Source organism: Duganella sacchari, assembly GCF_900143065.1.
GTDB classification, from domain to species: domain Bacteria; phylum Pseudomonadota; class Gammaproteobacteria; order Burkholderiales; family Burkholderiaceae_D; genus Rugamonas; species Rugamonas sacchari.
Genome location: NZ_FRCX01000008.1, coordinates 209,596 through 235,859 on the forward strand (window position 1 = coordinate 209,596; position 26,264 = coordinate 235,859).

Sequence of the window (26,264 nt, forward strand, 5' to 3'; positions counted from 1 at the left end):
CGTACTCCGTTTTGCGCTGGTTTGCAGCGCCGCTCAGTTATACACCTCGCGCGTGTAGACCACCGGTCCGGAGCGGTAAATGCCAAAGGTTTCGCGGCCCGTGCTGCTGGGCAGATAAGGGATCAGTTCGACCGTATTGCCATTGACGACCGTATTCAGGCGCACATCGACCGAGCCATTGCGCGTCAGCGTAGGCGACGGCGCCGCCAGGCGGAACGTGGCCCGGCCGCCATTCAGCAACAGCGCGGCGTTGTTGTCGGCCAGCGTCAGCGTGGATGGACAGGTGTGGCTGTTGTTGCTGCTGGTATCGAGGCCGTTCTGGCAGTTGGTAAAGGTGATCGCGTTACTGATATTGCCATTGCCGCTGGTGGTGACCTGCGGATTGAACACATAGCCGCCGGGCATGAAGTACTGGGCGGTGGCGCTGACCGGCAGCGGTGCGGTGGGCGAACCGTAAGCGTTTGACACCAGCAGGCGGCCGCTGACCACGGACAGCGGCGCTTCCACCGAGTTGGCGGGCGTGGTGCGCTGCGAGCTGGCGTTGTCGGTATCGGCTGCGCGCAGGTAGATGGTGGCGGGCGGCACGTCCTTGGCCGGGTAGGCGTAAGTGAAGGTAAAGGACGGCAGGTTGGGGCTGCCAGGGCCGGGACTGGCCAGATTGCCGACGCCGTTGCTGAAGTTGAAGCGGGTCGCGCTGTTGCCGGCGCTCCAGCCGACGGCGCCGTCGGCGGCCACCGTGCCGCCATTGCTGCTCCAGGCGCTGATGGTCACCGGACTGGCCAGTGCGCCCGTGTAGTTGAGCGTGGGTGTCGGCGGCGAGTCGCCGTTATAGGCCGTCACTTTCATGAAGAAGAACTGCTTCGAGTTGATGAAGCTGGTGGCGCCGCCGCTGCAGGGATTGACGCCGGCCGGCAAGGACTGGTTGTTATAGATGCAGCTCATGGTGAGGCCGATCTGCGGATTTTGCACCAGAGTGTTGATCTCGGTGGTGGTCAGCAGAGCCGTATCGAAATGGTCCGGAATGAAGCGGCTGACGTATTGCTGGCCGGTGGTCTGGAAGCTGGCCAGTGGCGTGCTGAGATAGTAATTGTTCGTGCTGTTGTTGGCGGCACTGCCCAGGCTGGGCACCAGCTGGAGATAGCCGACGTCATTGAAGCTGGCGCTGGCGGTGCTGCGGCCCTGGCTGAAGGCGGGGAAGGTTGCCTTGAGCACGCCCTGGGTATAGCTTTTGGTGCTGGCCGGATTTGCGCTGGTCTGATTGATGACCGGATTGATGACAACCAGCGACGGGGTATTTTCCTTGCCGAAGTTGGTGGTGGGGTTGTCGAGACTGTTCACTGCAGTGACAGTGAGCGAGAACGGTTCGCTGGCCCGGGCGAAAATGCCTGTCAGCGGCGCTGCCAGCGGCTGCGGTCCGATGGTCACCGTGTTGGCCGCGTTGACGGCGGTCAGCAGCAGCCTGGCTGGCGCGGCAATGAAGTCGCCATTGCCGGTCGCGCTCAGCGCGCTGGTCGCATAGCTGGCCGTCAGCGTCACCCGGCCCACCTCCGCATATTGCAGCGTGTTGGTGGCCAGGCCATTGGCATCAAACGTGAACGGGATGCTGGCGGTGCTGTTATTGCTGCAACTGAGGCTGGTATTGCCGATCCTGACCGGCACCGCTGCCGCCTTGCTGGCCACCGGATCGCTGTAGCTGCAGGACATGGTGATATTGGTGGCCTGGTTGGCGACCAGCGGCACGCAGCTTTGCGGATTGCTCGGCGATGCGGTCAGGGCCTGGATTGTCACTTGCGCGCCGGAAGCCATGGACACGTGATTGCTGCCGCTGACCACCAGCCCGGTGCCGCTGAACACCATATCGCAGGCGGCGCCGCTGCCGCTGTTGACGCACGTGGTGGCATTGGTGACGCCGCTCGCCGCGGCCGACAGCGTGAATGTGCCAGCAGTGGCGCTCTGCACGGTGGCTGCGCTGTTGACGCCGCCGCTGACGGTGAAGGTCTTGCCGCCCGGTTGCAGGGTGACGTTGACGTTGCTGGTGTAGTTGGGCGCGGTGCAGGCCGCATTGGCGCAGGCGGTCACCGTCACGGTCTGCGGCTGGCAGGTCAGGGCCGAACCGCTGTGGTTGATCTGGAAGTGGTGCGGCGCGCCGGCCGGCGCGGCGCCGCAGGTCGGCTGATAGTTGGGATCGGCCTTGGTGACGCAACTGCACTGCGCCGCGCCGGGGCCGGTGCAGGTGATGGTTTTGGTGACGCCGCTATTCCAGTCGATGTAGATGGAGTTGACCGCCGCATTGCCCTTGATGAAGGCATTGCTGGAGTGGGTGTTGACGTTGCGCGCCACCACGTCGCCATTGATGGTGCCGCCCGAGCCGATGTCGATGTCGCCGGTCATGGTGACGCCGCCGTTGATGGTGACATTGGCCGAGGCCATGGTCAGCTGGCCGCCCTTGACCGTGCCGTTGACCGTGTTGCCGCTGCCGATGGTCAGCGAGTTGTTGGCCGTGATGTTGCCGGTGACGGTGATGGACGATGGATCGAGCGTGGCGGTGGCGGCGGTCAGGTTGCCTTTCAGCGTGCTGCCGGACGCCAGCTGGAACGAGCTGGTGGCGGTGACATCGCCGGTCAGCGATACCGGTGAATTGCTGGTCACGGCAGAGGCGGAAATCGGGCCGACGATGGTGGCGTGCGAGCCCAGGTCGATCTGGCCGCTGGCGGTCAGCGTGCCGGTGATTTTGGTGGCGGAACCGCTGCCGATGGTCATGGTGGCGGCGTTGACGTTGGCGATGATGGTCTGCGCCTGGTTGCCGATCTTGAAATTGCCGCCGGCGGTGAAGGTGCCGCCGCTGACCGCCAGATTGGACGGGTTCATGTCGGCGATGTTGAGGTTGCCGCTGCCGGTGGTTTGCAGCGTGGCGGTGCCGCTCATCTGCAGGCTCTGGTTGTAGCTGAATGAGACCGCCGAACTCACCTGCACCGTGTAGCCGCCGGCGATGATGATGACGTCGGTGTCGTTGGCGTTGGGCAGCGCGGCGCAGTTGTAGGTGGTGCCCGTCAGTGGACAGGTCGGCACTACATTGCTGCCGTTGAAGTTGAAGGTGCTTGCCTGCGCCGCGCCGGCCAGCAGCAGACTGGTTGCAATGGCAGCCGCAATGCCGCAACCGCGCCGCAACATGGTTAAAACATTAAGCCACACGGAGAGACCTCTAGGAAGGTGAACTGCCTGAATTATAGGCGGTTACGCTCCGTTTCCGTGTGGCAGTTTTTTAACGTTTTACTTTGCTGAAGGCGTCGCCGGCCTTCCAGGTTTGCATTTTCGGCGCGTTGGCCACTTCATAGCCCAGGTTCAGCGTGAACTGCGCCTGCTGCACCATGCCCGCCAGGTCCCAGTCGGCGTGGTATTCATCGCTGGGCTGGTGGTAGTCTTGTTTGAACGCCATGAGGCGTGCGCGCGACTTGTCCTGGTCCTTGACGAAGTCAAAGTAGCCATCGCCCGAGAACACGGCCGAGCCGACATTAAACGCCGGCACGCCCGCCTTGGCAAAGCTGAAGTGGTCGGCGCGGAAGTAGGCGCCCGACAGGTCGGGAATCGCCGGCGCCAGTTTCAGGCCCATCTTTTTGGCCACCACGGCGGCCGCATCGTACAGGCTGCTGCGCTCGGCGCCGGCCACGCCGATGTCGCGGGTTGTGCCGACGAAGTTCATGCTGTCCAGGTTGAGGTCGGCCGTGGTCTTGTCCAATGGCCAGGCCGGGTTGCGGATGTAGGCGATGCTGCCGAGGAAGCCGGTTTCCTCGCCGGCTGGCCACAGGAACACCTGGCTGCGCCTGGCCGGATGTTTGACGGCTTCCTGCGCCATGGCCAGCAGCGCGGCGACGCCGGAGGCATTGTCGATGGCGCCGTTCCAGATATTGTCGCCCTGTTTGTTCTCGTCGATGCCCAGGTGGTCCCAGTGGGCCGAGTAGACCACGGCTTCGGCTTTCAGTCTGGCGTCCGTGCCGGGCACGATGCCGACCACGTTGTACTGCTCGATCTGGCGGATCTTGCTGTTGACTTCCGCGTGCATGGTCAGCTTGAGGTCGACCGGACGGAAGTCGCGGCGCTCGGCGGCGGCGCGCAGCTGGTCAAGATCAAAGCCACTGGCGGCAAACAGGGCGCGCGCCGTGTCTTCCTGCAGCCAGCCTTCCAGCGGATTGCCGCTGCCGGCCAGGTGGAAGCGCTCGTGCGCAAAGCTGGTGGCGGGCACGCTCCAGTCATACGAGGCCGATGGCGTGGTGTGGATCAGCAGCACGCCGGCCGCGCCCTGGCGTACCGCCTCTTCATACTTGTACATCCAGCGGCCATAGTAGGTGTAGGCCTTGCCGGCAAAGCGGTTGGGTTCTTCGGCGGTGGGCTGCGGATCGTTGACCATCATGACCAGCACCTTGCCCTTCAGGTCCATGCCCTTGTAGTCGTCCCATTTTTCTTCCGGGGCGACCGCGCCGTAGCCGACAAACACCACCGGCGCGTCGATGTTGACGTGCTCCTTGCCGCCCATGGTGCCGATCAGGATGTCGTTGCCGGTGGCGGGCGACAGCGTCTTGCCGCCCGCTGTGGTGAAGCGCGCGAAGCTGCCCGGCAGCAGCTTGCTGCCTTCAGCCTTGACCAGCTGGCGGTAGCTGCCATCAGCCAGCGGTTTCAGGCCCAGCACGGCCGCTTGCGTTTCCAGGTAGCGCACGGTGAGGTCGCCGCCGCGCTGGCCCGTGCCGCGGCCTTCGAACAAATCATCGGCCAGCAGCGACAGGTGCGCGCGTAATGGTGCTTCGGCGACAACAGGTTGCTGGGCGTGAGCTTGCAGGGCGAGGCCGGCAGCCAGGGCGATAACTGGAAGACGCATGTTTACTCCATAGTGTGGTGCAGAAGGCGGTAATCTTACTGTAAATCACAAACTAAAGGAGACCTATGCAGACCATCATTCTCACCGGCGCTTCGGATGGCATTGGCGCAGAAATCGCGCGTCAGCTGGCGCGCCAGCATGGCAATGGCGTGGCGCTGGTGCTGGCGGCGCGCAACGCGGCAATGCTGGAGCAGGTGGCGGCGCAGTGTGCCGCATCCGGTGCGCAGACGCTGGTGGTGCCGACCGATGTGTCGGTGCAGGCGCAGTGCGTGGCGCTGATCGACGCTTGCGTGGCGCGCTTTGGCCGCATCGATGGACTGATAAACAACGCCGGCCGTTCGGCACATGCGCTGTTCTCGGAGGTGGAGAACCTTGCATGGTACGAGGAGCTGATGCGGATTAATCTGTGGGGCAGCGTCTGGTGCACGCATGCGGCGCTGCCTTACCTGAAGCAGTCGCGCGGCAGCATTGTGGCGGTGTCGTCGCTGGCGGGCCTGGTGGGCGTGCCAGGGCGCACCGCCTACAGCGCCACCAAGTTTGCCATGGGTGGTTTCTTTGAAGCGCTGCGGATTGAGATGAAGCCATACGGTGTCAGCGTGACCACGGCCTATCCAGGCGTGGTGGCAACGCAGATACGCCATCGCGGCTTCAATGCGGCCGGTGCCCAGTTGGGCAGCAGCAGCCTCAAAGAAGACAAGGCGATGCCCGTGGAGCAGTGTGCCGCACTCATTGTCGAGGGCATGGCGTCGCGCCGCCGCGAGGTGGTGATGTCGGCCAAAGGCAAGCTGGGTCGCTGGATGAAACTCATCGCCCCGGGGCTGGTGGAGAAGATGGCGCTGGCAGCGCTCAAGGACGAGGTAAAACCTTGATTGTCTTATTGACAAAGCCAGGTCCAGCGCCATATGCCAGCCATGTGGAAATTCAAACTCAACTGGCGACGACCTTTATTCTACCTGCTGCTGCCGGTATTTCTGGTCATGGTACTGCTGGGGATCCCGCTGCCAGTGGCGCCGCCACCGGCCACCAGGCCGGCACAGGAGCAGTCCGATACGGTGCGTAAAAAGAAGGAAGACTAAGACCTTGTGCCCTGATCGGTAGTGATTGTAAGAAATTGTAATGGCCGTCAACTGGGTGATCGGCCATCGCGTTTTTTGCTCATGCGACACAGGAATTGTCCTGATGCCGAAACTCCGAAAAGGAATTAATCATGTCCAAAGTAATCGCTACTCTGATCGCCGGCCTGTTCGCAACCGCAGCATTCGCTCAAGCGCCTGCCACCCCTGCAGCCGCACCTGAAGCCAAACCGGCCGTAGCGGAAAAAACCGCAGCGAAACCAGCCGCCAAACACAAAGCCCATCACAACAAGGCTAAAGAATCCAAGACTGCGGAAGCCAAACCAGCCACCGCAGCAGCACCAGCACCAGCACCAGCACCAGCCGCCAATCCAGCGGTAGCCGCAGCACCAGCAGTCAAGTAATTAACGATATAAACCGTATAAACTAAATTTGCCAAATCGAGGATTGAATCATGAAAAAAGTTATCGCTACCCTGATCGCCGGCCTGTTCGCTTCCGCTGCTTTCGCTCAAGCTCCAGCCGCTTCGGCATCCGCATCCGCCGCCGCTTCGGTGCCAGCAGCATCGGCTCCGGCAGCATCGGCACCAGCTGCCAAGAAAGCCAGCAAGCATCACAAGAAAGAGAAAGCCGCCAGCGCCTCGGCATCGGCAACTGCTTCGACCCCAGCGCCAGCCGCTTCAGCACCAGCTGCCAGCAAGTAATTTAAGCTAGTGCCGGACGTACCGCCCCGGACCCTTCGGGCCTGGGCGGTGCAAGAGAGAAGACGGATTCCACCTCCGTCTTCTCTGCGTTACGTTAACCGATTCAACGATTCAATTCCTCTGCAGTTCCTCCAGAAGGGTGCGATGGAAGACCACCGGGTCTTCCATCTGTGGCGTATGTCCCAAGCCCTTGAACTCCACAAGCCGCGCCTGCGGTATCCTGTTCGCCGTCTCCTTGCCCAGCACATCGTAATGGCCCAGCTTCGCCTTGACGTCCGGCGGCGCAACATCCTTGCCGATGGCGGTGGTGTCGGCGGTGCCGATCAGCAGCGTAGTGGGCACCTTGAGCAGCGCGAATTCGTAGACCACCGGCTGTGTGAAGATCATGTCGTAGATCAGCGCGGAATTCCACGCCACCAGTTTGTGGCCCGGACCGGCGTTCAGGCCGGCCAGCATGTCCACCCATTTTTCGTACTCGGGCTTCCAGTTGCCGCTGTAGTAGGTAGCGCGTTCGTAGGCGCGCACGCTGTCGGCCGACAGTTTCAGTTCGCGCGCATACCATTGATCGACGCTGGGAGCGGGCACGCCCAGCGCTTTCCAGTCTTCCAGTCCGATCGGATTGACCAGCACCAGGCGCGAAACGGCCTCCGGGTACATCAGCGCATAGCGTGTGCCCAGCATGCCGCCGGTGGAATGGCCGATCACGATGGCTTGTTTGATGCCGAGGTTTTTCAGCAGTCCGTCCGTATTGGCTGCCAGCTGCTGGAAGCTGTACTGGTAGTGCTCCGGCTTGGACGAAGCGCAGAACCCGATCTGGTCCGGCGCCACGACGCGGTAGCCGGCCCTGGTCAAGTCGGTGATGGTTTGTTCCCACGTCGCGCCGCAGAAGTTCTTGCCGTGCAGGAGAAGCGCAGTCTTGCCATTGGCCGCTCCGGTCGGCGCGATGTCCATGTAGGCCATCTGCAGGTTCAGGCCCTGCGAGGCGAAACTGTACTTGTGGACTGGATGCGGATAGGTGAAACCTTCCAGCTGTGGGCCATATGTGGCGGCGGACGCGGTGCCGGCGAAGAGGGCGGCGGCGAGGAGGATACGCATGGGATGTGCTCCGGAAACGACAAAGTCTTCACTATAGGCTGCCCGCAAAAAGCCTGCATTTCAGCGTGAAATCATGTAAAAAACCGCCTGTTCGGCCCAGACAGAGTAAACTACGCGACAATTTCTTTCGCAATTAGGCGATTCGAACAATTTTGTGAGTGACGCCATGTCTGCATCCCCAGTATCCCCAATTGCCCTTTTTTCCGACCTCGATCTTGGCGCGCCGCTGCTTAAAGCGCTCAATGACGTCGGCTACGAGTCGCCATCGCCTATCCAGGCCGCGACCATCCCCCTGCTGCTGAATAACCAGGACGTGCTGGGCCAGGCCCAGACCGGTACCGGTAAAACCGCTGCCTTTGCGCTGCCGATCCTGGCGCGCATCGATATCAAACAGACCACGCCGCAGGCGCTGGTGCTGGCGCCGACGCGCGAACTGGCGATCCAGGTCGCCGAGGCGTTCCAGACCTACGCCGCCCATATCCCTGGCTTTCACGTGCTGCCGATCTACGGTGGCCAGAGCTACGGCCCGCAGCTGTCGGCGCTGCGCCGCGGCGTGCATGTCGTGGTCGGCACCCCAGGCCGCGTGATCGACCACCTGGACAAGGGTTCGCTGGACCTGTCCAAGCTGAAGACGCTGGTGCTGGACGAAGCCGACGAAATGCTGCGCATGGGCTTTATCGACGACGTCGAACGCATCCTGCAAGAGACGCCGGAGTCGCGCCAGACCACGCTGTTCTCGGCCACCATGCCATCGGCGATCCGCCGCATTGCCAATACCTATCTGCGCAATCCGAAGGAAATCACGGTGGCGGCCAAGACCGGCACCAATGAAAACATCCGCCAGCGCTACTGGCTGGTGTCCGGCATGCACAAGCTCGACGCGCTGACCCGCATCCTGGAAGCCGAGAACTTCGACGGCATGATCGTTTTCTCGCGCACCAAGCTGGGTACCGAGGAACTCGCGCAGAAGCTGCAGGCGCGTGGCTTCTCGGCCGCCGCCATCAACGGCGACATCCAGCAGGCGCAGCGCGAGCGCACCGTGCAGATGCTCAAGGACGGCAAAATCGACATCCTGGTGGCGACCGACGTTGCCGCCCGTGGCCTGGACGTGGAGCGCATCTCGCACGTGGTCAACTACGACGTGCCGCACGATCCGGAAAGCTACACCCACCGTATCGGCCGTACCGGCCGCGCCGGCCGTAGCGGCGAGGCGATCCTGTTCATCACGCCACGTGAAAAAGGCCTGCTGAAGATGATCGAACGCGCTACGCGCCAGCCGATCGGCCAGCTGGAACTGCCGACTATCCAGGCGGTCAACGATGTGCGTATCGCCAAGTTCAAGCAGCAGATTACCGACACGCTGGCAGAAGGCGGCCTGGAACAGTTCCAGTCGCTGATCGAGGCCTTCGAGCAGGAACACAATGTGCCTGCGCTGGAAATCGCCGCCGCGCTGGCCAAGCTGGCGCGTGGCGACGTGCCGCTGCTGCTGGATAAAAAACAGCAGACCCAGTGGGAAGAGCGTCCGGCGCGCGCCAGCGCATCGTTCGACCGTCCGGAACGCGGCGACCGCTTTGACCGCGGCGACCGTGGTGACCGTCCTGACCGCAGCGAGCGTTTCGGCAAGAAGGAACGCATCCCGCGCGAGTCCGAGCCAGGCATGCGCACCTACCGCATCGAAGTGGGCTACCAGCATGGCGTCAAGCCGGGCAACATCGTTGGTGCGATTGCCAACGAAGGTGGCATCGACTCCAAGAACATTGGCCGCATCGAGATCTTTGACGACTTCACCGTGCTGGATATGCCGGACACGCTGAGCCGCGAAGCGCTGGAGCTGATGGGCGGTATCCGTGTCGCCGGCCAGGCACTGCGCATCAGCGTGGATGGCGAAGGTGCGCCGGCGCCGGCGCCAGCCTCCGCGCCAGCCCGCGCTGCCAAGCCAGTGCCGGCCCGCCCCGCCAAGCCAGCCGGTTCGCCGCTGGACAAGACGGTGCGCGCCGCTGCGGAAGATGTGGAAGAAGCGCCGGCCAAGAAGAAAAAAGACAAGCCAAACAAAGTCTCCGTGCCGATGACGGCTTTCCGCGTTGAAGTGGGCCGTGCCAACGAAATCACGCCAGCCAACATCGTCGGCGCCATCGCCAACGAAACCGGCCTGGAAGCCAAGTACATCGGCCGCATCGAGATCTTCGATAACCACACCATGCTGGAACTGCCGGACGGTATGCCGGAAGACATGTTCCGCAACCTGGGCAAGGTCTGGGTCGGCGGTGCGCAGCTGAAGATCAGCCAGGCTGACCGCATGCCGCCGGAATCGGGCAAGCACACGCCGCCGAAGAAACCGGCGCCGGGCGCCAAGCCGAAGTCGAAGAAGTACTAAACACCACGGGGCCGCAAGGCCCCGTTTTCATTCCTGCCTCTGCACACGTGCGGTGCTGCATTGCACCAAAACAAAGCTTAACGTGTCTGAAATACTGACCTCCCAGCACTGTTGTCATAGTAGAAGGTAGCTGGCCCGCTTATTGCATCGGTGTCAGTACATTGTGATAAACGGCGGCGGCATGAGCGCCTCGACCTGGAGACGTTAAGCGTGGGAGCAGGGCAATGACTTCATTCAGGAAGCTGTGGACGGCCTTTGTTGATGCGCTCAAGCCGCAGATGCTGCGCGAGAGACATCCTGTTGCGCTGCATTCGATTTATGTTGATACGCGACCATTCAAGGTCGCTACGCTCTCATCCCGGGAGCGCTAATGCTGTTGCGGAACGACCTGCTGCACTACACGCATCCGTCGCCGCGCACCGTTCGCGTCCTGTGGATCGCTCCCGGGCAGGGCCACGCCTATGTGTTTGACGTGGCGGCGGTATCGGCGGAGGTGGAGCTGGTGCCGCTGCCGGTGCTGCTGGCCGATATCCAGGCCGGCCACGCCAGCGTGCTGGCGGCCGATCCTTATCTGATGGTGGTGAGCCAGGAGCTGCTGCCGCCCAAGCATCTGCAGTTGCGCGCCCGCGCGTGGCAGATCATCGCGCCGCTGGTGGCGCAGGAACCGCAGATCTTCGAAGCGCGCCAGCGCGGCCAGATGGTGTCGCTGGCGACGGCGGCGCATGGCGTCTCGCATCCCACCATTTACCGCTATCTGCGCCGCTACTGGCAGCGCGGGCAGACGCCCAATGCGCTGCTGCCGGACTACGGCAACTCCGGTGGACGCGGCAAGGTGCGCCAGTCGTCGGCCGACGTCAAGCGCGGCCGGCCGCGCAAGAACGCCGCAGAGGAAGGCGCCGGCCTGAATGCGGACGAGGAGATACGCCGCACCTTTCGCGTCGCCACGGCCTGCTATGCGGCTGCCAATGCCAGGTTTTCGCGGTTGGGCGCTTACCAGCAGATGCTGGCCGACTTCTTTGTCGAGCGCCGCATCGATGCGGAGACGGGGCGCGTGCTGACGTCCGGCCCGGTCAGCGCGATTCCTACCTTCGGCCAGTTCAACTACTGGCTCGATCACGACGACGACCGGCCGCCGGAAGTGGCGCGCCGTCCGGCCGGAATGACAGCGTCGCCAGCACCGCTGCCGCAGGTGCAGTTGCCGCCGCTGGACGCGTGCCGGTTGCCGGCGGGACGGCCCGGCGCCGGCTTTTATCTGGACGTGGTGCGCGCCGACGTGCAGCTGGTGTCGCGTGCGGACCGCCAGCAGCTTGCGGGACGTCCTTTGCTGTATGTGGTCACGGATATCTTCAGCCGGCTGGTGTGCGGCCTGTATGTGGGCTTTGGCGCGGCGCAGTGGCCGCAGGCCATGCTGGCGCTGGCCAACTGCGGCGCTGACAAGCAGCGCTACAGCCAGCAGTATGGCCGCCACATCGAGGCGGAGCAGTGGCCGTGCCGCCATCTGCCGGACACGCTGCATGTCAGGCCGGCGCTGACATCGGGCTGGAACGGCGATCCGCTGCTGAACAATTTCAATCTGCGCTGCGTGGCATCCGACGACGGGCCCGATGACTGGCGCCCGGTGCTTGAAAAGCGTTTCCGTCTGCTGGCGCCGGACGCACAAGGCGCGCCATGCCGGCTTGATGGCGTCATGCATGTGGAGCAGTTCACGCGCATCATCATCGACTGCATCCTGTACTACAACAACCGTCAGCCGCTGGCGCATGCGGGCAAGGCGACGCCGCGCCAGTTGTGGGACTGGGGCCGCGAACACCGCGCGGGCGGATTAAAGATCTATCCTGAGCATCTGATCCGCTGTAGCCTGATGCCGGTGGCGCAGGCCAGCGTGACCAGCGATGGCATTGCGCTGTTCAACCGGCAGTACACGTGCGCGCGCGCCATCAGCGAGCGCTGGTTCGAACGTGCGCGCCTGCGCGGCGCCTGGCATATCAAGCTCGCTTACGATCCCGAAGATATGGAGACGGTCTATTTTCTCGACCCGTCTTCTCCCATGCAGTTCCACGCCTGCCATCCGATGGCGGCGCCATTGCGTACTACTACGCAGGGCGTCGCCAGCTTCGTCAACTGAATCCTTTCCAACGCTGTGCATCACGCTGCGCGCTGCATCGTTAAGGTGCGGCGCGTTGCCGTGCCTTGTCACGTGCCTGCGAATAAAGTCTGTTCGCTTATCCAACCTTGTTTGCGGTCTGGCCGCACGCAGCGCGCTGCGGCGAAACAGGTTTATTTTTTGACCATGCTGTGGCACGCCGTTTGCTAAAGAGGAGCTATGGGTTAGCAAGTCGCCCAAGGATCTTTCAGCAGAATGGTGAGGAAGCAGATGGATAGTAAAACAGTAAAACCGTTTAAATCGTTTAGCGCATTAACGAGGAGGGATTTTCTGTACCGGGCCGCCGCCGTGGGCGGCACCGGCTTGCTGTTGAATACCATGAATGCCTGGGGCATGGGTATCGCCTCGACGGCGTCGGCGCCACCGGCGCTGAGCGGCAGCGGCAAAGGCAAGAAGGTGCTGATATTGGGTGCTGGCCTGGCCGGCATGACGGCGGCCTATGAGCTGGAAAAGCTGGGCTACAAGGTGCAGATACTGGAAGCGCGTGCGTTTGCCGGTGGCCGCTGCCAGACCGCGCGCAAGGGTTTCAGCCTGACGGAGCTGGGTGGCGAAAAACAGACCTGCGCGTTTGACGAGGGCCACTACATCAATCATGGTCCATGGCGTATCCCGCTGCACCATCAATCGACGCTGCACTACACCAAGCTGTTTGAAGTGCCGCTGGAAGTCATGGTCAACGATAACGACCATGCGTACGTCTACTCGGAAAACGCGGGACCGTTTGCCGGCAAGCGCCTGCGCGTGAAAGAGGTCAAGGCCGATATGCGCGGCCATGTGTCGGAGCTGCTGGCCAAGTCGGTCAAGAACCATCAGCTGGACCAGGCGCTGACGGAAGATGACCAGCGCCTGCTGCTGGACTATCTGGCGCATGAAGGCGCGCTGACACCGGGCGAGCTGCAATACAAGGGCCGCAGTGGCCGTGGCTACGCGGTGAATCCAGGTGCGGGCCTGTCGCCGGGAGCGGGCACGCCATCCGATCCGCTTGGCTTCAAGGATTTGCTGGCGTCGAAGCTGGGCCACGTCTACAGCGCGGTGCAGGACTTCCCGATGCAGAACACCATGTTCCAGCCCGTGGGCGGCATGGACGCGATTGCCAAGGCATTTGAAAAACGCGTAGGCAAGAACATCCGCTACAAGGCGGAGGTACAGACCATACGCCAGAACGACAAGGGCGTGACGGTGACTTACAAGGATACCGGCAGCAACAAGGTCAGCGCCATCAGCGCCGACTACTGCCTGTGCGCGATGCCGCTGTCGGTGCTGCGCCAGATCGATACCGATTTCTCGGACAAATTCAAGCAGGCGGTCGCCTCGGTGGCGTATGCGCCAGTGGGCAAAATCGGCCTGCAGATGAAGCGCCGCTTCTGGGAAGAGGATGACCATATCTACGGTGGCCACATCATGACCGACCTGAAAGGCATCAACACCATCTCGGTGCCTTCATATGGCTTCCAGAAAAACAAGGGCGTGCTGCTTGGTTACTACCAGTACCAGACGGCGGCCATCGAGACCAGTGCGCTATCGCTGAAAGAGCGTGCCGAGTTTGCGCTGGCGGCGGGACAGAAGATCTTCCCGCAGTACACCGAGAACTTTGAGACGGCGTTCTCGGTGGCCTGGCACCGCGTGCAGTACAACCTGGGCGGCTGGGCCGAATGGACCGACAAGACGCGCGCTGCGGCATATCCGGTGCTGCTGGAAGGCGAGGGCCGCATCCTGCTGGCCGGCGAGCATCTGAGCTATCTGACCGGCTGGCAGGCCGGGGCGATTGAATCGGCGTGGCAGCAGATCGCCAGGATCCATGAAAGGGCCGGCGCATGAAACTCGTATCGATGATGGCCATGGCGGCGGCGATGCTGCTGTCGTCGGCACAGGCGCAGGAGGTGGATGGCAAGGCGCTGTTCCTCAAGAACTGCGCGGCCTGCCACCAGTCAAGCGGCAAGGGCATACCGGGCGCCTTCCCGGCACTGGCGGGCAGCAAATTCGTGCAAGGGAAAAGCACCGACGTCGCGGCCGTGCTGCTGAAAGGCCGTGGCGGCATGCCGGACTTCAGCGATTCGCTGAGCGACCGCGATATCGCCACCGTGCTGACCTTTGTGCGCTCCAACTGGGGCAACAAGGCGGACGGCCTCACGGAGTCGGATGTCGGCTCGCTGCGCACCACGCTGGGCGTGGACCCGTTCGGCAATTCCCTGATGTCCAACAAACACTGAAAGAGATGAACTCCATGAAAAAAGTATTTGCCACCGTGTTGATGTGCGCTGCTGTGGGTAGTGCGGCGGCCGCGCCGAAAGCGGACATCGTGCGCCACAAGATTCCCAATTCCGATTTTCCGATTGCGCTGGCGGTGACGGTGCCGTCGACTGCCACGATCCACTTCATCAGCGGCCAGGTGCCGGCGGTGGTGGATGCGGCAGCGGCGCCGGATTCGCTGGCGGCGTTTGGCGACACCAAAACGCAGTCGGAGTCGGTGCTGAAGAAGATCAAGGAAATCCTGCAGGGCATGAAGCTGGAGATGTCGGACGTGGTGAAGATGCAGGTGTTCCTGGTCGGCGATCCGGCCAAGGGCGGCAAGGCTGACACCAAGGGCTTTATGGAGGCCTACACCCAGTACTTCGGCGGCAGCCAGCCCAATCTGCCGGCGCGCGCGGTGGTGCAGGTGGCGGGCCTGAGCAATCCGGGCTGGCTGGTGGAGATCGAGGTCGTCGCAGCGAAAAAATAGAACAGGCCACAGGCATTCAGCAGTTTTCTTTTTCATTCAAACGGGGATTTAACTATGCATAAGGCCATACTCAAGACCGGCGTTGCAGCCGTGCTGTCCACCCTGGCGTTCGGCGTCGCGCATGCGGCCGATCCGGCCGCCGATGATGTCGCCGCCTCGGCCGACGTTGGCGCCGCACCGAACGTGGGCGCGGTGATCGTCACCGGAACGCGTTCCAGCGGCATCAAGGTGGAGAACAGCGCGTCGCCGATTCAGGTGCTCGATTCGGCCTCGCTGCAGCGCACCGGCCAGCCGGACCTGATCCAGGCGCTGGCACAGAATCTGCCGTCGTTCACGGCGCAGGCGTTTGGCGGCGACACCGCCAACCTGACGCTGTCGGCGCGCTTGCGCGGCCTGAGTCCGAACAATACGCTGGTGCTCATCAACGGCAAGCGCCGCCATGGCACCGCCAACCTGGCGGTGCTGGGTGGCCCGTACCAGGGCGGCGCGGCGGCTGACCTGAACTATATTCCCGTGTCGGCGATTGACCATATCGAGGTGCTGCAGGATGGTGCGGCCGCGCAGTATGGTTCGGACGCGATTGCGGGGGTGGTCAACATCATCCTGAAGTCGAACAACCATGGCGGCACGGCGACCGTCAACGGCGGCGGCTATGTCGATGGCGGCGGCCGCACGCTGGATGGCTCGGCCAATATCGGTGTCGAGCCGTTTGCCGACGCCTATCTGAGCCTGACGGCGGAATCGAAGTATCACGGCTATAGCGACCGTGGCGGCATCGATCCGCGCGTGGTCGATCCGGCCAATATGGCGGCCTATCCGACCATGTTCCAGCATCCGGGCTATCCGCATGTGAACCACATCGCGGGCGACGCGCAGTACCACCTGAATGTGTTTGCCGCCAACTTCGGCTGGGACTTCGCGCCGGACAGCCAGCTGTATGCGATTGCCACCGCCGGCCGCAAGGAAGCGCGCGCGTTCGAGAACTACCGCCTGCCGAGCCGTCTGCCGAAGATCTATCCGAACGGCTTCTCGCCGAAGGAAACCATGAAGGAGGAGGATTTCGCTTTCACGGCGGGCGTCAAGGGCAAGCTGGCGGGCTGGAATACGGACCTGAGCTCGACCTATGGCCGCGACAAGGCGCGCATCGGCGTGGCCGATTCGGGCAATGTCTCGCTGTTCAACGACACGGGGTCGACGCCGACCAACTTCAGCGCGGGCACCTTCATTGCGAGCCAGCTCACCACCACGCTGGAGGCCAACAAGGAGTTTGAGATCGGCTGGGCCAAGCCGTTGAACATCGCTGCCGGTGTCGAGCACCGCATCGACAAGTATGAGATCGAGGCGGGCGATCCGGCCTCGCGCTACAAGGAAGGCTCGCAGTCCTATCCGGGCTTCTCGCTCACGGATGCGGGTAGCCACCGCCGCACCAATCAGGCGGCGTATGTGGACTTTGCCGGCAATCCGGTGACTGACCTGACGGTGGACCTGGCGGCGCGCTATGAGCACTTCAGCGATTTCGGCAACGCCAAGGTGGGCAAGATCACCAGCCGCTATGACTTCTCGCCAGCGGCGGCGGTGCGCGGCACCTTCTCGAACGGGTTCCGTGCGCCGACGCTGGCGGAGGAATACTATTCGGCCACCAACGTTGGCCCGACCACGGCCTTTGTGCAGCTGGCGCCAAATTCGGCCGGCGCCAGGCTGGTGGGCGTGGATGGCCTGAAGCCTGAACGTTCGACCAACCTGTCGCTGGGGATCGTGCTGAACCCGGCCAGCAATGTGGCGATCACGCTGGACGTCTACCAGATCAAGATACGCGACCGTATCGTCGGTTCCGGCGCGCTGTATGGTTCGGGCGGTTCGGTGAATTCGCCGGCGGTGACGGCGGCCATCAAGGCCAATGGCAATGTACTCGACAGCACGGTGAGCCAGACCGGTATCAACATCTTCTCCAATGGCGTGGACACGCGCAGCCGCGGCCTGGAGTTTGTGACGACGATTAACTCCAACTACGGCACCGCCGGCAAGGTGGACTGGTCGATTGCCGCCAACTACAACAAGGTGGAAGTCACCAAGATCAACCAGGCGCCGGCGCAGCTGCTGCCGCAAACGCTGCTCGACAAGACGGCGATTTCGGACCTGGAGACGGCGTCGCCGCGCATGCGCATGAATCTGGGTGCGCTGTGGAAGATCGGTAACTGGACCGTCAACCTGCGCGAGGCGATTTATGGCAAGTCGTCGGAGTACGGCAGTGAAGATGGTTCGGTGTACCACAAGACGGAGATTGCGGCCAAGGGCATCACCGACCTGGAAGTGGGCTACAAGATCAGCACGGCGTGGTCGGTGGCGGTGGGCGCGAACAATCTGTTCAACACCTATCCCAACGGTGTGAATCCGGCGCTGCTGGCCGACCAGCGGGCGGCGGGCGACAACGCGGCGGTCAACATCCTGCCATCGTTCTCGCCGTTCGGCATCAACGGCAGCTACTACTACGCGCGCGCCAACTACAAGTTCTAAGCGGGGGTTTAGTTCTTTGGGCCGTCCTCCCGGGCGGCCTTTTTTTTGGTGTAGCATGGCGGCTCGAAAATCAGGAGTACGGACATGCTGGAAAAAATGCGCAGCAGATTGCAGGCGGCGGTGGAGGGCAGTGCCGGCGGCGTGGTGACGACGCCGATGACCTTGGAGGATTATCTGGCGCTCAACGGTCCGGCGCCGGCGCAGCAGGTGGCGTATGGCGCTGCGCCATCGCAGTTTGCGCAGCTGTTCCTGCCGGTGGGCGCGGGGCCGTTTCCGCTGGTGGTGCTGATCCACGGCGGTTGCTGGACCCAGGCGTTTGGCGGCATCACGCAGATGCGCAGCATGGCCGGCAGCCTGGTGGAACAGGGCATCGCGGTGTGGAATGTGGAATACCGCCGCTACGATGAGGAGGGCGGCGGCTACCCGGGCATGTACCAGGATGTGGCGACGGCGCTGGATTTGCTGCGCACCCTCGCGCCGCAGCACCAGCTGGATCTGGCGCGCGTGGTGCTGGTGGGGCATTCGGCGGGCGGGCATCTGGCGCAGTGGGCGGCGTCGCGCGCGCGGCTGCCGCGCAGCAGTCCGCTGTATGTGGCCGATCCGCTGCCGGTGCCGGTGGTGATCAGCCTTGGCGGCCTGGCCGACCTGCGCCACGAGGAGGCGCTGATCAAGACCAGCTGTGAGCGCGACATGGTGCAGCTGGCCGGTGTGGCCAGCGCGGCGCGGCCGGATATTTTCAGCGATACTTCGCCGGCCGAGATGCTGCCGGCCGGTATCCGCACGGTGCTGATCCACGGTGAACTCGATACCGTCTCGCCGCCGCGCGTGGGCCAGGATTATGCGCGCCGCGCGCAGGCGGCCGGCGATGCGGCGCAGCTGCTGGTGCTGCCGGGCGCCAGCCACTATGACGAGGTGGCGGCGACGTCGCCGTCATGGACCATCGTGTCGGCGCAGATCCGCCAGGCGCTGGGGCTGGCGCAGTAAGTGCGCGCCGGCGGCGTCAGAGCTTGCGGCCGACCGGGTACTTGATGGCGTTGAGGACCATCTTGTCGACGGCGGCGGCGTGCAGGTCGACGTCCATCTTGTCGGCCAGCTGCACCAGGTAGAGCAGCACGTCGGCCAGCTCGTGGCGGATCGCGGCGCGCTGGGCGTCGCTGATTTCGTCGGCGGTGCCGGTGGCCAGCCACTGGAAGTGTTCGGCCACTTCGGCCACTTCCACGGAGAGCGCCATGGCCAGGTTTTTGGGCGTGTGGTACGGCGCCCAGTCGCGTTCACGGGCGAACTGGCGGGTACGGTCACGGAGGTCGTTGAGGTCGGAGCGGGCATCGGTCATGGCCAATATGGTAACACCGCCGTTTGTGCGTTTCATCCCCTGTTTTTGACCGTTTGTCGCACGGCCGCCCTTGCGCGCATGGGAATGACTATAGTGGCGACACTATCACTTCAAGGATTTCCACCATGCGCCGTACTATCTTTGCTCTTGCTGCCCTTTCCATCCTCGCCGGCTGCGCCGTGATTGTCGTGCCGGACGGCGACGGCGGCATGCAGTACAAATCCGCGTTTGGCAGCAATGCGGTGGACGGCAATGGCCAGCAGGCGACGGAAAGCCGCGAGGTCAGCACGCTCGATGGCATTGATGTGAATGGCCCGATGCAGGTGGAGATCCGTGTCGGCCAGGCGCCGTCGCTGCAGGTGGAAGGCGACAGCAACATCCTGCCGCTGCTGCGCACCGATGCCAGCAGCGGCACGCTGCGCATCTGGATCGATGGCAGCGTGCGTACCAGCCATCCGCTGCGCATCACCTACACCACGCCGGAGCTGCGCCAGGTCAGCGCCAATGGTTCGGGCAATATGCACATCAGCGGCCTGCATGGCGGTCCGCTGAGCCTGTCCCTGAACGGCTCGCGGGCGGTGCGCCTGGACGGCAATGTGAGCCGGCTGGACGCGCGCCTGAACGGCTCGGGCGGCCTTAATGCGGGCGGCCTGGAAAGCGGCAGCACAGTAGCGCGCCTGAGCGGTTCGGGCCAGCTGGCGCTGGGCCGCGTGAACGGTGAGCTGCTGAACCTGGAGGTGCAGGGTTCGGGCGGCGCCAGCGCCAGCGGCAATGTGCGCAGCATGACGGTGCGCCTGAATGGCTCCGGCAGCGCCGACCTGGCGGGCCTGACCAGCCAGAGCGCGGAGCTCAATACCAATGGCTCGGGCAGCATTTCAGCGGCGGTGACGCAGTCGCTGGTGGCGTCCGCCAATGGCTCGGGCAGCGTGACGGTGTATGGCAATCCGTCGCAGCGCAGCATCAGCGGCAAGCGCGTCAGCGTGGTGCAGTAAGCCCGCGCCGTCAGCGCACCTTGAAGAAGGCCATGGTGCTTTGCAGCTGCTCGGCCTGACCGCTCATTTCTTCGGCGGTGGCGGCCAGTTGCTCGGAGCTGGAGGCGTTCAGCTGGGTGGTCTGGCTCAGCTGGCTCATGGCGGCGTTGATCTGGCTGGCGCCGGTCGACTGTTCTTCCGAGGCGGCCGTGATTTCCTGCACCAGGTCGGAGGTGCGCTTGATGTTGGGCAGCATGGTGTCAAGCAGGGCGCCGGCCTTTTCAGCCAGGTTGACGCTGCCGGAGGCCACCTGTTCGATTTCCTGTGCCGCTACCTGGCTGCGCTCGGCCAGCTTGCGCACTTCGGCCGCCACCACGGCAAAGCCCTTGCCATGTTCGCCGGCGCGCGCCGCTTCGATCGCGGCGTTGAGCGCGAGCAGATTGGTCTGGTAGGCGATGTCGTCGATGATGCCGATTTTGCGGGCGATCTCGCGCATGGCGCTGACGGTGGAGCGCACCGCATCGCCGCCTTCGCCCGCTTCCTGCGCGGCCTTGCCGGCCATGCCGTCGGTGACTTTGGCGTTTTCCGTGTTTTGCGCGATCGAGGCGGACATCTGTTCGATGGCGGCGCTGGATTCTTCGGCGGCCGCCGCCTGTTCGCTGGCGCCCTGCGACAGCGATTGCGCGGTGGCGCTGACTTCTTCGGAGGCGCTGGCCAGCGCCTCGGCGCCGTCGTTGACTTCGGTGACCACGCGCGCCAGGTTGCCCAGCATGGTGTGCATGGCGGCCAGCAGGCTGCTGGTGTCGCCGGGCTTGAGCCGGACCTGCACCGTCAGGTCGCCGCTGGCGATGCGGTTGACGATGTCGGCCGCGTAGTCCGGTTCGCCGCCGAGCTGCCGCAGCAGCACGCGCGTGATGAGGCCGGCGATCAGCGCCACCACCAGCAGCGTAGCGACGGCAATCACGATGGCGTTGCGCACCGCCGTCTTCTTGGCGGCCACCGCGCTGTCGGCGCCTTGCTGGCCCAGTGCGACGTTGTAGTCAAAGTGTTCGTCGATGGCGCCCTGCAGCACCTGGATCGCCGGGCGCGCCTGCTCCAGCAGGACGCGCGCCTTGTCGTTGTGGTTGGCGCGCGATTCCACCAGCACTGCGGCGATCTGCGGCTGCACCTGGGTCCAGGCGTCGCGCTCTTTGGCGAGGATGGCCTTGTCCTTGTCGTCGGAAATCAGCGCCTCGTATTTCTTGAGGTTCTGGTCCACCAGCACGCGCATTTCGTCGATGCCCTTGTCGATCTCGGCGAGTTTTTTGTCGTCGGTATTGAGCACGTGCTGGTTGACGCGGATGCGCAGGCGCAGCACGCTGTCGCGCAGGCGGTCCAGCGTCACCACGCTGGGCACGGTGTTGACGGTGGAGTAGTTGGCGGCCTCGTACACCTGCTCCATCTGGTACTGGCTGACGCTGGCCAGCAGCACGATGCCGGTCAGTGCGCTGGCGGCCAGCAGGCCCATTTTTTGTGCGACGCTCAATCTCATGACAGTGCTCCCCTTGGTGGGTGGCTTATGCGGCGGCCACGGCCGTGTTGCGGTGTAACTGTTCAATCAGCGCGGCCACCGGCATCGGCCGCGCGTACAGATAGCCTTGCATGCAGTTGCAGTCGTGGGCGATCAGGAAGTCGGCCTGGGCCTGCGTCTCGACGCCTTCGGCCACCACGCGCAGCCCGAGGTGGGCGGCCATCGCCAGGATCGATTGCACCAGCGCCTTGCTGCTGGCGTCGTCGGGCGTGTCCATAATGAAGCTGCGGTCGATCTTGAGTTCGTACAGCGGCATTTTTTTGAGGTAGGCCATGCTCGAATAGCCGGTGCCGAAATCGTCGATCGAGAAGCGCAGCCCCAGTGCGGTCAGCTGGTGCATGCGGGCGATGGTGTCGTCCATCTTGTCGATCAGCAGGCCTTCGGTCACTTCCAGTACCAGCAGCTGGGCCGGCGCGCCGCTGTCGGCCAGCGCCTGCTGCACCTGCGCCACAAAGTCGCCCTGGCGGAACTGGGTGGGGCTGACGTTGACCGACAGCGGCATGGCCAGGCCGGCCGCCTGCAGCTGCAGCACGGCGGCGCAGGCCTGGCGCAGCGCCCACGCGCCCAGGTGGATGATGAGCCCGGATTCTTCCGCCACCGGGATGAACACCCCGGGCGGCACCATGCTGCCGTCGGCCAGCGGCCAGCGCATCAGCAGTTCGCCGCCCACTGCGCGGCCGTCGCGGTCGACCTGGGCCTGCACGTGCATCTGCAGTTCGCCGGCGGCCAGCGCGGCCACCAGGTCGCGTTCCAGCGTCAGGCGGCGTTCCACTTCGGCCTGCATCGCGCTTTCAAAGAAGGCGATGCCGTTGCGCCCGTCCGACTTGGCGCGGTACATGGCGGTGTCGGCTTCGCGCAGCAGGTCTTGCGCGCTCTGGCCGCCGGCGCCGCTGCGCGGCAGCATGGTGACGCCGATGCTGGCGGTGGAGTTGTAGGTCTGGCCTTCGATGCTGAAGTCCTGGCCGATGGTGGTGCGGATTTTTTCGGCCACCGTGAGGGCGGCGTGGCTGGCCTCGTGCAGCGTGTGCGACAGGTGGCCCAGCAGCACCACGAATTCGTCGCCGCCGATGCGCGCCACGGTGTCGGCCTTGCGCATCAATTTGCTCAGGCGGTCGGCGGCGTTGCACAGCAGGGCGTCGCCGATCGCGTGGCCGCGGGCGTCGTTGATGGTCTTGAAGCGGTCGAGGTCTATGAACATCACGGCGCTGTAGGTGGCGCCGCGCTCGGAGCTGGCCAGCAGCTTGTCGATGCGGTCCATCAGCAGGCGGCGGTTGGGCAGGCCGGTCAGCACGTCAAAGAAGGCCAGGCGGTGGATGTCGTCCTGCGATTTCTTGCGCTCGGTGATGTCGCGTTCGACGGCCACCCAGTGGGTGTTGACGCCGCCCTCGTCGGCAAACGGCACCAGTTCGGTTTCCACCCAGTAGGGCTCGCCGGCCTTGGTGTAGTTGAGCAGCTCGGCGCGCACGGTTTCGCTGCGCGCCATGGCGCGTTCGATGTCGGCCACCACCGCCTGTTCGGTGGCAGGGCCGCGCAGCATGCGCAGGTTCTGGCCCAGCACCTCGTCGCGCCGGTAGCCGGTGCGGCGCTCGAACGCGGGATTGACAAAGATGATGTGCTGCGACGGCGCGGCCGCGCCGGCCTGCTGGTCGACTTCGGCAATCAGCACCATGTCGTTGAGGCGCGCCAGCGCGGCCGAGGTCAGGCGCAGTTCGGCGTTGAGCGCGGACAGCCGGTCGAACGAGCGTTCCAGGTGCTGCAGCAGCACCGCGCATGACAGCGTCAGTACGGCGGTCATGAACATGAAGTTGATCGAGATGATGGCGGCCTTGAGGAAGCCGTAGTCGGGCAGGCCGGCCAGGTGCAGATTGACGTTATCGTCAAAGCCCAACACCATCACGGCCAGGCCGGCCAGCAGCAGCGTCCACAGCGCCGGGCGCAGGCCCAGCAGCAGCGCCGCCAGCACCGGCACCGCCAGCAGGTAGATCTGGCTGACCGGGCCGACCTTGAGCAGCAGCGCCACGCCGACCACCATGGCCACGGCCAGGAAGTTGACCACGCGCGCGGTGTAGCCGAGCCGGCGCCAGCGCCAGATCACGCCGATCCACACCAGGGCCAGCGTGTCGACGATCGCGATCGACCACATGCCTTCGCTGACGGCCAGCAGCACGCTGGGGATGGCGGTGACCATGCCCAGGATGAACACGACCAGCAGCAGCCTCGCAAAGATTTGCGCGCGCCAGTGCGCTATGTCGTTTGCCACAGCCACAGGGGACACCTCCAGGATGCGTTGCGGTTCTTATGTCACCGATACTACCCGCATTCGCACCGTGTGTCACCGGGGCAATTAGTTGCTGGATTAATCGCCGGCCTTGACGTTGCCGATGCCGGCCACCGACTTGTTGACGGTTTTCGGGTGGCCGTAGTAGGTCAGGCTGCCGATGCCCTTGGCCACCGCATTGAGCGTGTCGGTGGCGTGCACGCGGACGTCGCCGACGCCTTCAAACTGGACGTCGACGCGCTCGGCCAGGACTTGTTTGGCGTCCACTTCGCCCACCCCGCGCGCGAACAGGCGCAGGTATTTGACCTTGCCGCTGGCCGCCAGGTGGCCGGCGCCCTGGTAGCTGATGTCGAGGCGCTCGCTGTTGACGTTGTTGATGATGGCTTCGCCGGCGCCCTCGACCTTGACCCGGCTCAGCGCGGGCAGCGTGATGCTCAGGCGCGGTGCGCCCTTGGCGTTGCTGAGCAGCTTTTCCGGCAGCGAGATTTGCAGTTCGTTGTCGATGACTTCGGTCTTGAGCGCGGCCACGAAGCGCTCTTCGCCGCTGACCACCACCGACTGCGCCTGGCCCACGTCGACGTTCATGGAAAACGCCCCTTTGGCGTTGATGGCAATGAAGGACGGCAGCTTGCGGGTGGACTCGGCCGCCTGCGCGGCGGCGCTCGCGGCAAACAGGGCGGGGATCAGGACGGCAACAGCGGTACGGCGCATGATAATTCCTCGGTAAGGTTGGCAAATTCGACACATTAATTTTACTGAACTTGCCCGGGCCTGCCGAAGAGTTTGCGACGAATGGTGGATTTCCGGCGCTGTGTTGTTGGGCGGCGACTGTTTTCCACTATAGTGGTGGCCATCTGTGGTTTTTTTGCGCGAGGTGTGTATGCCGAAGTCCAGCCAGTTCGCTACCGTGATCCGCGTGGTCAGCGGTAATTTCATGGAGATGTTTGATTTCTTCCTGTTCGGCTTTTATGCCAATGCCATTGCGGCCGCATTCTTCCCGTCCGGCGACGAGCTGGCGTCGCTGATGCTGACCTTCATGACGTTTGGCGCCGGTTTCCTGATGCGCCCGCTGGGCGCCATCCTGCTGGGCGCCTATGTCGACCGCGTGGGCCGCCGCCAGGGGCTGATCGTCACGCTGGCGCTGATGGCCATGGGCACGCTGCTGATCGCCTGTGTGCCGGGCTATGCGACGCTTGGCTATCTGGCGCCGGCGCTGGTGCTGATCGGCCGTCTGCTGCAGGGCTTTTCGGCCGGCGTCGAGCTGGGCGGCGTCTCGGTGTATCTGTCGGAGATGGCGACGCCGGGCCACAAGGGTTTTTATGTAAGCTGGCAGTCGGCCAGCCAGCAGGTGGCGGTGGTGGTGGCGGCCGCGCTGGGCTTTGCGCTGAACCAGTGGCTGGCGCCGGCCGAGATCAGCGCCTGGGGCTGGCGCATCCCGTTCTTCATCGGCTGCCTGATCGTGCCGGTGCTGTTTGTCATCCGCCGCTCGCTGCAGGAGACCGAGGCGTTCATGGCCCGCAAGCACCGGCCGGAAGTGCGCGAGATTTTCCAGTCCATGCTGAACAACTGGGGGCTGGTGATCTGCGGCATGCTGCTGGTGGCCATGACCACCGTGTCGTTCTACCTCATCACCGTGTACACGCCGACCTTTGGCAAGAGCGTGCTGCACCTGAGCAGCGCCGACGCGCTGCTGGTGACGGCCGCGATCGGCGTCTCCAACTTCCTCTGGCTACCGGTCATGGGCGCGCTGTCGGACCGCGTGGGGCGGCGCCCGCTGCTGCTGTGCTTTACGGTGCTGACCATCCTGACCGCGTATCCGGCGCTGCACTGGCTGGTGCAGTCGCCAGGCTTTGCGCGCATGCTGGCCGTGGAGCTGTGGCTGTCCTTCCTGTACGCGAGCTACAACGGCGCGATGGTGGTGGCGCTCACCGAAGTCATGCCGGCCGAGGTCCGCACGGTGGGCTTCTCGCTGGCCTACAGCCTGGCCACGGCGCTGTTTGGCGGCTTTACGCCCGCCATCGCCACCGGCCTCATCGAGTACACCGGCGACAAGAGCGCGCCGGGCTGGTGGATGACAGTAGCTGCCGTGTGCGGCCTGTTTGCCACGCTGATGCTGTACCGGCGCCAGGACCGCCAGCAGCAGCACGCGGCCTAGGCGCAAAAAAAAACGCCATCCGGCGGATGGCGTTGGCCTGGCAGCGGCGGCGCTTACTTGTTGCTCAGGCATTCCTTCATGAAGGTTTTGCGTTCGTCGCCTTTTTTGCCGGTGGCATCGGCATTACATTTCTTCATTTTGTCCTGCTGCGTCAGCTTGGGCGCTTCGGCGGCCGGCTTGGCGCTCAGGCACTCCTTCATGAAGGCCTTGCGCTCATCGCCCTTTTTGCCGGCGGCGTCCGCATTACAGGTTTTCATCTTGTTTTGCTGGGCGGTCGGCTCGGCCGCCAGCACGGCGCCGCTCAGCGACAGGATCAGGCTGGCTACGAACAGTTTCTTCATGGGGCACTCCCTCGGTTGAACATGGGCTCACTATAGCCGACATTGCAACACAAAGGAAATGCCGGTTGAAACAAAACGAAACGCACGTTCCGTAAAAATAATGC

General features: G+C 63.9%; 21 protein-coding genes. 13 read left to right on the plus strand and 8 right to left on the minus strand.

The features are described from left to right. Nucleotides 1-33 precede the first annotated feature (33 nt). Nucleotides 34-3,171: a DUF6701 domain-containing protein gene (locus tag BUA36_RS19470; protein ID WP_072786979.1), complete on the minus strand. Its 3,138-nt coding sequence runs from the start codon at nucleotides 3,169-3,171 to the stop codon at nucleotides 34-36. A gap of 91 nt (nucleotides 3,172-3,262) precedes the next feature. Further along, on the minus strand, nucleotides 3,263-4,870 hold the full coding sequence (locus BUA36_RS19475) for a M28 family peptidase (RefSeq protein WP_072786980.1): 1,608 nt from the start codon (nucleotides 4,868-4,870) through the stop codon (nucleotides 3,263-3,265). Nucleotides 4,871-4,935: 65 nt separating this feature from the next. Here BUA36_RS19475 and BUA36_RS19480 point away from each other — a divergent pair, with 65 nt between their 5' ends. From BUA36_RS19480 to BUA36_RS19490, 4 genes are all read left to right on the plus strand, one after another. Beyond that, nucleotides 4,936-5,739: an SDR family oxidoreductase gene (locus BUA36_RS19480; RefSeq protein ID WP_072786981.1), complete on the plus strand. Its 804-nt coding sequence runs from the start codon at nucleotides 4,936-4,938 to the stop codon at nucleotides 5,737-5,739. A gap of 42 nt (nucleotides 5,740-5,781) precedes the next feature. After that, the gene (locus BUA36_RS30785) at nucleotides 5,782-5,946 is read left to right on the plus strand and encodes a hypothetical protein (protein WP_167544315.1); all 165 of its coding nucleotides are present in this window, start codon (nucleotides 5,782-5,784) and stop codon (nucleotides 5,944-5,946) included. A 131-nt stretch (nucleotides 5,947-6,077) separates the two neighbouring features. Continuing rightward, nucleotides 6,078-6,347 carry a hypothetical protein gene (locus BUA36_RS19485; protein ID WP_072786982.1) on the plus strand — a complete coding sequence of 90 codons (270 nt, stop codon included), beginning with the start codon at nucleotides 6,078-6,080 and terminating at the stop codon, nucleotides 6,345-6,347. A 50-nt stretch (nucleotides 6,348-6,397) separates the two neighbouring features. Continuing rightward, complete coding sequence (locus tag BUA36_RS19490) at nucleotides 6,398-6,646, plus strand: hypothetical protein (RefSeq protein ID WP_072786983.1); 249 nt, start codon at nucleotides 6,398-6,400, stop codon at nucleotides 6,644-6,646. A 111-nt stretch (nucleotides 6,647-6,757) separates the two neighbouring features. On the opposite strand, the gene BUA36_RS19495 is transcribed toward BUA36_RS19490, so the two are convergent. After that, nucleotides 6,758-7,741: an alpha/beta fold hydrolase gene (locus BUA36_RS19495; protein WP_072786984.1), complete on the minus strand. Its 984-nt coding sequence runs from the start codon at nucleotides 7,739-7,741 to the stop codon at nucleotides 6,758-6,760. 166 nt (nucleotides 7,742-7,907) lie between these two features. Between BUA36_RS19495 and BUA36_RS19500 the strand changes: the two genes are divergently transcribed. The 7 genes from BUA36_RS19500 (at nucleotide 7,908) to BUA36_RS19530 (ending at nucleotide 18,496) form a co-directional block, all read left to right on the plus strand. Continuing rightward, nucleotides 7,908-10,115 (plus strand): DEAD/DEAH box helicase, encoded by a 2,208-nt coding sequence (locus BUA36_RS19500; RefSeq protein ID WP_072786985.1) that lies wholly within the window; start codon nucleotides 7,908-7,910, stop codon nucleotides 10,113-10,115. A gap of 370 nt (nucleotides 10,116-10,485) precedes the next feature. Further along, nucleotides 10,486-12,240, plus strand: a complete 1,755-nt coding sequence (locus BUA36_RS19505; RefSeq protein ID WP_084560245.1) for a TnsB C-terminal domain-containing protein — start codon at nucleotides 10,486-10,488, stop codon at nucleotides 12,238-12,240. A gap of 249 nt (nucleotides 12,241-12,489) precedes the next feature. Further along, a complete protein-coding gene (locus BUA36_RS19510) occupies nucleotides 12,490-14,097 on the plus strand; it encodes a flavin monoamine oxidase family protein (protein WP_072786986.1) in 1,608 nt (535 codons plus the stop codon). Beyond that, on the plus strand, nucleotides 14,094-14,489 hold the full coding sequence (locus BUA36_RS19515) for a c-type cytochrome (RefSeq protein WP_072786987.1): 396 nt from the start codon (nucleotides 14,094-14,096) through the stop codon (nucleotides 14,487-14,489). The genes BUA36_RS19510 and BUA36_RS19515 overlap by 4 nt, the downstream gene beginning before the upstream one ends. A gap of 14 nt (nucleotides 14,490-14,503) precedes the next feature. Beyond that, nucleotides 14,504-14,998: a RidA family protein gene (locus BUA36_RS19520; protein WP_072787080.1), complete on the plus strand. Its 495-nt coding sequence runs from the start codon at nucleotides 14,504-14,506 to the stop codon at nucleotides 14,996-14,998. A gap of 54 nt (nucleotides 14,999-15,052) precedes the next feature. Next, nucleotides 15,053-17,512 (plus strand): TonB-dependent receptor plug domain-containing protein, encoded by a 2,460-nt coding sequence (locus tag BUA36_RS19525; RefSeq protein WP_072786988.1) that lies wholly within the window; start codon nucleotides 15,053-15,055, stop codon nucleotides 17,510-17,512. 84 nt (nucleotides 17,513-17,596) lie between these two features. After that, a complete protein-coding gene (locus BUA36_RS19530) occupies nucleotides 17,597-18,496 on the plus strand; it encodes an alpha/beta hydrolase family protein (protein WP_229255759.1) in 900 nt (299 codons plus the stop codon). A gap of 16 nt (nucleotides 18,497-18,512) precedes the next feature. Here BUA36_RS19530 and BUA36_RS19535 read toward each other — a convergent pair whose 3' ends face one another. Next, complete coding sequence (locus BUA36_RS19535) at nucleotides 18,513-18,881, minus strand: nucleotide pyrophosphohydrolase (protein WP_371851463.1); 369 nt, start codon at nucleotides 18,879-18,881, stop codon at nucleotides 18,513-18,515. Nucleotides 18,882-18,970: 89 nt separating this feature from the next. Here BUA36_RS19535 and BUA36_RS19540 point away from each other — a divergent pair, with 89 nt between their 5' ends. Continuing rightward, nucleotides 18,971-19,837, plus strand: a complete 867-nt coding sequence (locus tag BUA36_RS19540; protein WP_072786990.1) for a head GIN domain-containing protein — start codon at nucleotides 18,971-18,973, stop codon at nucleotides 19,835-19,837. 10 nt (nucleotides 19,838-19,847) lie between these two features. Here BUA36_RS19540 and BUA36_RS19545 read toward each other — a convergent pair whose 3' ends face one another. From BUA36_RS19545 to BUA36_RS19555, 3 genes are all read right to left on the minus strand, one after another. Further along, nucleotides 19,848-21,347, minus strand: coding sequence for a methyl-accepting chemotaxis protein (locus BUA36_RS19545; protein ID WP_072786991.1), 1,500 nt, complete (start codon nucleotides 21,345-21,347; stop codon nucleotides 19,848-19,850). 25 nt (nucleotides 21,348-21,372) lie between these two features. After that, on the minus strand, nucleotides 21,373-23,646 hold the full coding sequence (locus BUA36_RS19550; RefSeq protein WP_229255760.1) for a putative bifunctional diguanylate cyclase/phosphodiesterase: 2,274 nt from the start codon (nucleotides 23,644-23,646) through the stop codon (nucleotides 21,373-21,375). A 96-nt stretch (nucleotides 23,647-23,742) separates the two neighbouring features. Then, entirely contained in the window at nucleotides 23,743-24,375 is a 633-nt protein-coding gene (locus tag BUA36_RS19555) for a GIN domain-containing protein (RefSeq protein ID WP_072786993.1), read from the minus strand. 169 nt (nucleotides 24,376-24,544) lie between these two features. On the opposite strand from BUA36_RS19555, the gene BUA36_RS19560 reads away from it, so the two are divergent. After that, a complete protein-coding gene (locus BUA36_RS19560) occupies nucleotides 24,545-25,819 on the plus strand; it encodes an MFS transporter (protein WP_072786994.1) in 1,275 nt (424 codons plus the stop codon). Nucleotides 25,820-25,872: 53 nt separating this feature from the next. On the opposite strand, the gene BUA36_RS19565 is transcribed toward BUA36_RS19560, so the two are convergent. Further along, complete coding sequence (locus BUA36_RS19565; RefSeq protein WP_072786995.1) at nucleotides 25,873-26,160, minus strand: PsiF family protein; 288 nt, start codon at nucleotides 26,158-26,160, stop codon at nucleotides 25,873-25,875. Nucleotides 26,161-26,264: the final 104 nt, after the last annotated feature.